The organism is Micromonospora mirobrigensis, assembly GCF_900091555.1.
GTDB classification, from domain to species: domain Bacteria; phylum Actinomycetota; class Actinomycetes; order Mycobacteriales; family Micromonosporaceae; genus Micromonospora; species Micromonospora mirobrigensis.
The window spans coordinates 148,483-156,854 of record NZ_FMCX01000010.1 but is presented as its reverse complement, the minus strand read 5'-3'; the positions used below and the strand labels follow the sequence as shown (position 1 = coordinate 156,854).

Below are 8,372 nucleotides of genomic sequence, written 5' to 3'. Positions count from 1 at the left end.
ACGGTCACCGATGCCGCCGGAGCGCCGTGGCGCCTGGGAGCGACGAGCATCTTGGTGGCCGGGCCAAAGCTGCACCCGCCTATGCTCGCCGCCCTCCGAGCCGGAGAGTCTGACTAGGGCCTGTTTCAGAAGTTGATCCACGGCCCCGGTTCCATCAATGATCTTGTGGTGGGTCGTGGTGATCTGACCGATGAGCAGTGGGCGGTGTTGGAGCCGCTGCTCCCCGCGTCGGTGGGGCGTGGTCGGCCAGCGGTGTGGTCGCGTCGGCTGCTGATCAATGGGATCAGGTGGCGGGTGCGGACTGGGTGCCCGTGGCGTGATCTGCCGCCGGAGTACGGGCCGTGGCAGACGGTGTATGGGCTGTTCCGCCGGTGGCAGCGCTCGGGTGTGTGGTTGCAGATCCTCACCGCGTTGCAGGCCAGGGCGGACGCGGCCGGCTTGATCCGCTGGGAGGTCAACGTCGACTCGACGATCTGCCGGGCTCATCAGCATGCCGCCGGCGCCCGACACGACGGCGACGCCCAGCGGGAGCCGGCCGGTGGGGCGGTGTCTGAGCCGGCCGATCACGGGCTCGGCCGGTCCCGGGGTGGCCTGACGACGAAGATCCACCTGGCCTGTGAGCAGGGCCAAAAGCCGCTGTCGATTCTGGTCACCGCCGGCCAGCGCGGGGATTCGCCGCAGTTCGTGCCGGTCCTGCGGGGCATCCGGGTGCCCCGGCTCGGACCAGGCCGACCACGCCAACGGCCGGATCGGGTGCGTGGGGACAAGGCGTATTCGTCGCGGGCCAACCGGGACTACCTGCGCCACCGCGGCATCAAGGCCACCATCGCCGAGCCCGCTGACCAGGCCCAGAATCGTAAGAGGCGCGGCGCAGCCGGCGGCAGGCCACCGCTGTTCGACGTCGAGGACTACAAGGCCCGCCACGCCGTGGAGTGCGGCATCAACCGACTCAAACGCCATCGGGCCGTGGCCACCCGCTACGACAAACTCGCCGTCCGCTTCGAGGCTGCCGTGCTCGTCGCTGCGATCAACGAATGGCTCTGACCAGCCAGGCATCACCTCATGCGAAGCTGAGCCGGCCGACCAGCAGAGCAGGGAGACATCGAATGGCCGCCGACTACTACTACGCCGACGCGGAGAACGGCGACCACGTCGACGACCCCTCCGAAGACGCCCTGCTCATGCTGATCGACGAGCTGAACCACAACGACAACACCTTCGTCACGATCAACCCCGCCGACGACGACCCAGCCTGGTACGCCTCGATCTCACTGCTCGACGACGACACCTACGAAGTCGAACGCCGTGACGCTCACCAGCGCATCCACGACCTCACCACCGAGACCGACCGCGGCCACATCGCCAAGGACCTCACCATCTGGCTGGCCGACCGCCAGTACCCCAACCAACCAGGCTGAACCCCAGTCCCGTACTTCTGAAACAGGCCCTAGTCCAGGTCGCCCTCGAACAGGTCGCCGTCGGTGATCAGTTCCATCGACGCATACGTGCAGCTCGTCACCGAGCACGGATGGGACTACGACCAGTGCGAGGCGTGGGTGCGCCAGACGCTGGAGGAACTGCCGCTGGCCTGATCCGGTCAGCAAGTGCGGCGGCCACGCGATGCTCGCGGGCATGGGTGCCGGTGAACGCCAGCAAGTGCCGTCGATCCGCAGGGCACCCGACGACCCACCGGGCGCAACCGTCACGAGCGGCCCCTGATCTGCTGGTTACGCCGCGGCGAGAGGCTTCTCGTATGGCTGCGGCGCATGTCGTTTCTCCCCGGCGTGGGGCCGCCGGGCGAGGACAACCGGCGGCCGGATGCGGCTGGTTCAGTCGGCTCGGGTGCGGCCGGTGTTGGGTGTCCGTGCGCACGCCCAACGCGTTCGCGCCCTGGCCGGAAAGACCGGTGCCGGTGGGCGCACCGGCCGGGCCGTCGGGTGCGGCCCGGCCGGTGCGGCCCGGCCGGTGCGGATAGTGCCTACGCGGCGAGGACGGTCTTGGTCTCAAGGTAGGCGTTCATGCCGTAGATGCCGAACTCGCGCCCGTAGCCGGACATCTTGAATCCGCCGAACGGGTTGACCGGGTCGTCGAAGAACTGGTTGACCATGACCCGGCCCGCCTGGATCCGGTCGGCGACGGCGTGGGCGCGCTCGACGTCGTTGCCGTAGACGTAGCCGTGCAGACCGTATTCGACGTCGTTGGCGATCGCGACGGCCTCCTCCTCGTCGCGGTAGGTGATCACCGACAGGACCGGGCCGAAGATCTCCTCCTGGGCGATCGTCATGTCGTTGGTGACTCCGACGAAGATGGTCGGCTTGACGTAGTTGCCCGCCTCGAAGCCCTCGGGCTTGCCTTCGCCGCCGACGAGCACCTCGGCGCCCTCCTCGATGCCCTTGCGGATGAAGCCTTGCACCCGCTCGTAGTGGCTCGCCGAAACCATGGGCTGGATCAGGGTGGTCGGGTCGTTCGGGTCGCCGATCGGCAGGGCCTCGACGCCGGCCTTGAGCGCGGCCTTGGCCTCCTCGAGCCGGTGCTCGGGAACGAGGATGCGGGTTCCGGCGATACACGCCTGACCGGTGTTCAGGAGGCCGGCGGTCAGGGCGAACTGGACGGCCTTGCCCATGTCGGCGTCGTCCAGGATGACCGTCGGGGACTTCCCGCCGAGCTCGAGGGTGACGCGCTTCATCGTCTCGATCGCGTCGCGGCCGATCTGCTTGCCGATCCGGGTGGATCCGGTGAAGGAGATCTTCTGCACCAGCGGGCTGCGGGTGATGGTGTTGCCCACGGCCGTGCCGCTGCCGTTGACGATGTTCACCACGCCGGGCGGCAACTCGGCAGCGGCGAAGGCTTCCATCAGGACCCTGCTCTGCAGCGTGCTGTTCTGGCTGGGCTTGATCACCACGGTGGCTCCGGCCGCGAGCGCCGAGGCAGCCTTGCCGGCGATGAACCAGGGGCTGCCGTTCCACGGAGTGAGCAGCCCGGCAACGCCGACCGGGACCTTGGTGACGGTGGCGTCGCCGTTGCGCTCGACGAAGTTCTCGGGCCGCAGCAGGTCCTTGGCCAGCAGGAAGAACTGGCGCGCCTGCTCGTTGAACATGGTCGAGAACGTGCGGAGCGCGCCGTACTCGGCGACAGTGACCGAGATCAACTCGTCCATGCGCTCCTCGAGCGCGTCCGCGATCTTCTGCAGGTACTGCCCGCGTTCGGCGAGCGAGGTCTTCGACCACGCGGGGAAGGCCTCGTGGGCCGCGACGATGGCGCGCTCGGCATCGACCTCGTCGCCGAGCAGCGTGTGGCCGATCAGCTCCCCGGTGACCGGACTGTAGACGTCGATGGCCTCCTGGCCGTGCGAGTCGACGAACTGTCCGTTGATGAAGTGCTGGTTGACGGTGGTGATGGCGTTCATGACGGGTTATCTCCCGGAGGATGTGCTGGTTCGCGGGTCTGCCGGTTCGTGCGTTGGTGATCCGGCGCGCAGGATGGGAACGGCGGAACTGGCGGGGGTTAGAAGGTCAGGACGATGCGGCCGCCGATGCCGCCCTTCTCGACCCGGCGGTGGGCTTCGGCGGCCTCCGCCGCCGGGATGGACTCGGTGCGGATGTCGACCAGGCCCTGCGTGATGGCCGCGATGGCGCCCTGCGCAGCGGGACGGACCTGCTCCGGGTGGGTCGGGAAGTAGACGCCGCCCGAGAAGCCGTACAGCGCGAGGTTCCTCAGCCACAGGTCGTTCGTGCGCACGCTGTGCTCCCAGTCGCCGGCGGCGTTGCCCACCAGCAGCATCCGGCCGAACGGTGCCATCACCTGCAGTGAGTCGGTGCGGACCTGGCCGCCGACCGGGTCGACCACAATCTCGAAGCGCGTCTCGCCGACCGCCTCGATCAGCTCTTCGCCCGCGACGACCTCGTCGTAGGGCAGGGCGGAGGCGCGGGCCCCCTCCAGCGAGGATCGGCGGGCGGTGCCGACCACGCGCCCGGCCCCCAGGCTCTTGGCCACACCGGGGAACGCCGAGGCCAGCCCACCGAGCGCGCCGTGCACCAGCAGACGATCGCCTTCCTTGATGTGCGCCAACTGGGTGAGCGACGCCCACGCGCTCGCGGCGTTGGGCAGGGCCGCCACCGCGGCCGCCGGGTCCACCCCGAGCCCGTCCAGGCTCACGGCCAGCGCCGCGTCGACCACGGCGATCGAGGCGTAGCCGTCCTGGCCGCCGCCCGCGCCGGTCAGCGTGACGACCGGCTCGCCGACGCGCAGCCCGCTGACGCCTTCGCCGAGGGCACGGACGGTGCCGGCTACTTCCAGGCCCGGCACGAAGGGTGGGGTCGGCATGCCGGGCTGGTTCTCGAACCGGCCCTGCCGGATGTAGGCGTCGATCAAGCCGACTGCGGCGTGGCTGACGTCGATCGCGACCTGGCCGGGGCCGGGCGTCGGGTCCGGCAGTTCCTGCAGTTGGAGGACCTCAGGGCCTCCGAAACGGGTGACGACTGCGGCATACATCGCCTTCTCCTCTCCATGGTCGGGTGCTCTACCCGATCCATATAACGCAACCCAATTGCGTTACGGCCACTCTAGGAGCCGCTCCGCCCGCAACGCAACCCGATTGCGTTGCGGCGCGGATCACGGGAGCAACGCACGTTCATTGCGTTATGCTGAGGGGATGAATCGCCGCGCCTACTCCCCGGAGGCAAAACTCCGCCGCACCGAAGACCTGCTCCAGGCCGCCAGTGACCTGGCACTCGCGCTCGGCGGAGTCCGCCATGTCACGCTCGCGGCCGTCACCGAGGCTGCGGGCCTCCACCCCTCGGCCGTGCGCCGATACTTCGACAGTAAGGAAGACCTGCTGCTCGGACTGGCCGAACGCGGCTACAGCCAATGGCGTGAGGCGGTCCTCGGCGAAACCGCAGGCGCGCACGGGCTCGCCCCGGCGCAGACCGCTGCCATCGTGGCCCGCACCCTCGCGGCCCAGCCGCTGTTCTGCGACCTGCTCACGCACGTGCCGCTCAGCCTGGAGGGAGAAGCTGGCATCGACCGCGCCCGGGAGTACAAGACGAACGCATTCGCCGCCTTCGACGTCATCGTAGAGGCGCTCACCACCAGCGGCACGATGACCGCCGCCCAGGTCAACGACCTGATCGTCGCGGCCTCGGCGCTGGCGTCCTATTTCTGGCAACTCGCCAACCCCACCGAGACCCTGCGCGAGCTCTACGTCGAGAACCCCCGCTGGTGCGGGCTCGCCGTCGACTTCGAACCACGCCTGACCCGCCTCTTGCAGGCCGTCGCCGTCGGCCTCGTCGACGCCGGGAAGGAACCCGCGATCGCTTGATCCGCCGATCGCCCGACCATGTGTCGCGGCAATGGCCCGGCGCCACCTGAAACGGGTTGATCTCCTCCGCGTCGGCGGAACGTGCCGGCGGTCGGTCGAGCCCGGCTCATCTGGCCCTGCCCGATGCCCTCGGGCTGGGCAAACTCAGTGGAGCGGATTGCCGGCGATCGTGGCGGTGCGGTTCGCATAGTGGTACCTCCGGCCCACGCAGTTTTCTGACCTGTCGTTTCCTGGCGGCGCGTGTTCACCATGCGAACCATCGGCGTGGTGTTCGGAGGAACGGTGGACGCCCCAGCGAATTTTGGTCATACTTGTGACCATGACGACGCTGCCGTTGGGGGAAGTGAAGACTCGGCTCTCTGAGCTGGTGGGGCGGGTGCACGACCACCACGAACGGGTGACCGTAACCGTGCATGGTCGGCCGTCCGCCGTGCTGGTGTCGGTGGAGGACTTGGAGCGTCTGGAGGAAACCGTGGCGGTTCTCGGGGATGCGGGCACCCTGCGGCGGCTGGCCGACTCCGACGCGGAACTGGCCCGAGGTGAAGAGGTGTCTGCCGACCAGCTTGCGGAGACCATTCGCGCCCGTCGCGCCTCGGCCGCGTGAGCCCCCGGCTACCGGAAGATCCGTACACGCTGCGCACCACGCCGACCGTCCGTCGAGCGCTCGCCGAACGGTTGCCGGAGGCCGTCGCTGTAGCCGCGTACGAGTTCATGACTGGGCCATTGGTGCGAGAGCCCTACCGGGTAGGGAAGCGTTTGTTGCCGCCGTTGTCGGATCGGTTCAGCGCCCGGCGAGGCACCTACCGGATCATCTACCGCATCGACGACGACAACCGCATCGTGACTGTTGTGGACGTTGATCATCGAAGGGATGTGTACCGCTCGTGACGCCCCTGGCTCTCCGTGCCCGATGGCGTCAAGGCATTCAGTACGGTGGGTGCCGTGTCGATGAGTGTGGCTGACGAGGCTGCGGCCCTTGAGGCTGAGGTGGAGCAGTATCCGGACGAGCGGGGTGAGATCCTGCTCGAGGCTGCCGACGCATGGCGCCGGGCGGGGCGGTTCGACCGAGCAGCCGACCTGCTGACCGGGCTGATCGCTGACGGCGGTGGGGACGGCTGCTACGCGATGGTGCAGCTCGCTGAGGTGCGATTCGAGCAGGGCGACGTCGATGAGGCGTATGTCGTGCTGGATGGCCTGGCTCACGACGCAGCGATGGATGACGGTCACTGCACGTTGGTCGCCGAGCTGCTCGCCGAGCGAGGCGATCTGCATGGTGCGTTGCGCTGGTACGACCGGGCGGTGGCCTGCCTGTCGGCTGAGGAGTTGCAGGCGCTTGGCGGCGCGGATGGTTGGATGCAGATGTCCTCGGTGATGATTCGCGGCCGTCGGGAGGTCCGTCGCGAGTTGGGCCTGGCGCCGGATGTCACCGATGAGCTGGCTCCGGCCGCGCCGCCACAGCGGCAGCGGCTTGTCGACGCGGATGGTGTGCGGGACGCCGTGGCCTCTGGACGAGTTCCACGACAGGTGCGGACGCTGATCTTTCAACGCCAGGAGCGGGCCGAGGCGCGACGGCGGTGGCCCCAGGAACACGACATGACCGACGACGAGCACTATCAGGCTGCCGAGCGCCGGTGGCGTGAGTTGGCGAACGGCGGTGTGCCAGCCATCCGGGTGGTGCCGGCAACTGTCGCCGATCTCTGTGAGTTCGCAGACCGGACCGGCGAATCGCCTCTTGACCCAGCGCTCAAGGTCCGCTACAGCGAGACTCTTCCCGAGGAGCACACCATCGCCTGGCCGCCACCGCGGAACTCCCCATGCTGGTGCGGATCGACAGCCAAGTACAAGAAGTGTTGCGGGCGGACGGCCTGAGCGGCGTCCTCCGACGCGCCGCACCCGATAGTTCGTCACGACGCAGCCCTACCTGCCAGCGTTCCCGTTCGCGACAGGGGTAACGGGGCACCGGCAATGGTCGCCGTTCGGTTCGCATGGTGGTACCTCCGGCCCACCACATGCCGTGATCTCGTTGCTGACCTGCGCTTCCGTGGTTCGCATGGCCGAAGCGCAGGCTGGCAAGTGCGAGTTTCGGCCGCTTTGCTGAATCGGTCGTCACGTCACTGAGATCGGCGATGTATAGCTTGGGCTATAGTTGTCCCGTGACCAATGGCCAGCCCATCGCTGGGCGATCAGGACGACAGGCGATGTGCGCGACTGGTTGCGCGCCCTGCGTCAGACCGATCCCGCGACGTACCGGTCCGTGAACGTGGCGATCGACATGCTCGCCGAGACCGGTCGGGTCTGGGACGTCCGCTGGTCGACACTCTCCGGGGTTCGAGCATCAGCAACCTCAAGGAGTTGCGGCCGAGATCTGGCCGCGACGTCGCTATCCGGCTTTTGTTCGTCTTCGACCCCTGGTCGCCGGCGGTGCTGTTGGTCGCTGGCAACAAGGCCGGAGACTGGACGCGGTGGTACGAGAACGCGATCCCGATCGCCGAGGTCGCCTACGAGGGTTGGCTCGCCTTCGAGAGAAAACGGAGGGAAGGTTGATGGTCGACTTCCATGACTGGGAAGACATCCGCGCCGAGTTGCACGATGGGGACGACAACGCGCTCGATACGGAACGTGCCCGCACCGAGGCGTGGATCGGCGCGTTCCACCTCGCCGAGGAGCGCAAGAGACTCGGTCTCACCCAACGGCAGGTGGCCGAGCTGATGGGAGTCACGCCCGGCAGGGTGAGCCAGATCGAGAACGGCGACCTGGACGCCAACGAGGTGGCGACCCTCAGCAGGTACGCGCGAGCACTGGGCGCCCGGATGCGGATCATCTTCGACTACGGCAGCGACCTCCGGCAGATCGCCTGACCCCCGCGAGTAGCGACATCGTGGACGACGGGGCCAGTCGTTTCCGCGAACCGCGTCGCCGGTCGGTCAAGCCGAGGTCATAGAGCACCGTTCGGCAACCGTGAACTGGGCAAACCGACTGGCAGCGGATCGCCGGCGATCGTGGCGCAGTGGTTCGCATGGTGGTACCTCTGGCCCACCGAAACGGATACCCAAAC

The 8,372-nt window shown here is 68.1% G+C and carries 9 protein-coding genes and 1 pseudogene; 8 read left to right on the top strand and 2 right to left on the bottom strand.

Annotation, left to right across the window (positions count from 1 at the left end):
• The first annotated feature begins 168 nt into the window (after positions 1 to 168).
• Both GA0070564_RS26150 and GA0070564_RS26145 read left to right on the top strand, forming a co-directional pair.
• On the top strand, positions 169 to 1,044 hold the full coding sequence (locus GA0070564_RS26150; protein WP_091614767.1) for an IS5 family transposase: 876 nt from the start codon (positions 169 to 171) through the stop codon (positions 1,042 to 1,044).
• 62 nt (positions 1,045 to 1,106) lie between these two features.
• Positions 1,107 to 1,418, top strand: coding sequence for a hypothetical protein (locus GA0070564_RS26145; protein ID WP_091614689.1), 312 nt, complete (start codon positions 1,107 to 1,109; stop codon positions 1,416 to 1,418).
• A 560-nt stretch (positions 1,419 to 1,978) separates the two neighbouring features.
• On the opposite strand, the gene GA0070564_RS26140 is transcribed toward GA0070564_RS26145, so the two are convergent.
• Complete coding sequence (locus tag GA0070564_RS26140) at positions 1,979 to 3,406, bottom strand: aldehyde dehydrogenase family protein (RefSeq protein ID WP_218105003.1); 1,428 nt, start codon at positions 3,404 to 3,406, stop codon at positions 1,979 to 1,981.
• A 98-nt stretch (positions 3,407 to 3,504) separates the two neighbouring features.
• Positions 3,505 to 4,491 carry a quinone oxidoreductase family protein gene (locus tag GA0070564_RS26135; protein ID WP_091614685.1) on the bottom strand — a complete coding sequence of 329 codons (987 nt, stop codon included), beginning with the start codon at positions 4,489 to 4,491 and terminating at the stop codon, positions 3,505 to 3,507.
• Positions 4,492 to 4,651: 160 nt separating this feature from the next.
• Between GA0070564_RS26135 and GA0070564_RS26130 the strand changes: the two genes are divergently transcribed.
• The 6 genes and pseudogenes from GA0070564_RS26130 to GA0070564_RS26105 all read left to right on the top strand — a co-directional run bounded on the left by GA0070564_RS26130 (position 4,652) and on the right by GA0070564_RS26105 (position 8,175).
• The gene (locus GA0070564_RS26130) at positions 4,652 to 5,317 is read left to right on the top strand and encodes a TetR/AcrR family transcriptional regulator (RefSeq protein ID WP_091614682.1); all 666 of its coding nucleotides are present in this window, start codon (positions 4,652 to 4,654) and stop codon (positions 5,315 to 5,317) included.
• 319 nt (positions 5,318 to 5,636) lie between these two features.
• Positions 5,637 to 5,921, top strand: coding sequence for a type II toxin-antitoxin system Phd/YefM family antitoxin (locus GA0070564_RS26125; RefSeq protein WP_091614758.1), 285 nt, complete (start codon positions 5,637 to 5,639; stop codon positions 5,919 to 5,921).
• Positions 5,918 to 6,205, top strand: a complete 288-nt coding sequence (locus GA0070564_RS30050; RefSeq protein WP_245670263.1) for a type II toxin-antitoxin system RelE family toxin — start codon at positions 5,918 to 5,920, stop codon at positions 6,203 to 6,205. The genes GA0070564_RS26125 and GA0070564_RS30050 overlap by 4 nt, the downstream gene beginning before the upstream one ends.
• A gap of 60 nt (positions 6,206 to 6,265) precedes the next feature.
• Positions 6,266 to 7,186 (top strand): SEC-C metal-binding domain-containing protein, encoded by a 921-nt coding sequence (locus GA0070564_RS26115; RefSeq protein ID WP_425412539.1) that lies wholly within the window; start codon positions 6,266 to 6,268, stop codon positions 7,184 to 7,186.
• A gap of 277 nt (positions 7,187 to 7,463) precedes the next feature.
• Positions 7,464 to 7,861: pseudogene (locus tag GA0070564_RS26110) on the top strand (type II toxin-antitoxin system RelE/ParE family toxin).
• Positions 7,861 to 8,175 carry a transcriptional regulator gene (locus GA0070564_RS26105; RefSeq protein ID WP_091614676.1) on the top strand — a complete coding sequence of 105 codons (315 nt, stop codon included), beginning with the start codon at positions 7,861 to 7,863 and terminating at the stop codon, positions 8,173 to 8,175. Before GA0070564_RS26110 ends, GA0070564_RS26105 begins: the two are co-directional and overlap by 1 nt.
• The last annotated feature ends 197 nt before the right edge of the window (positions 8,176 to 8,372 follow it).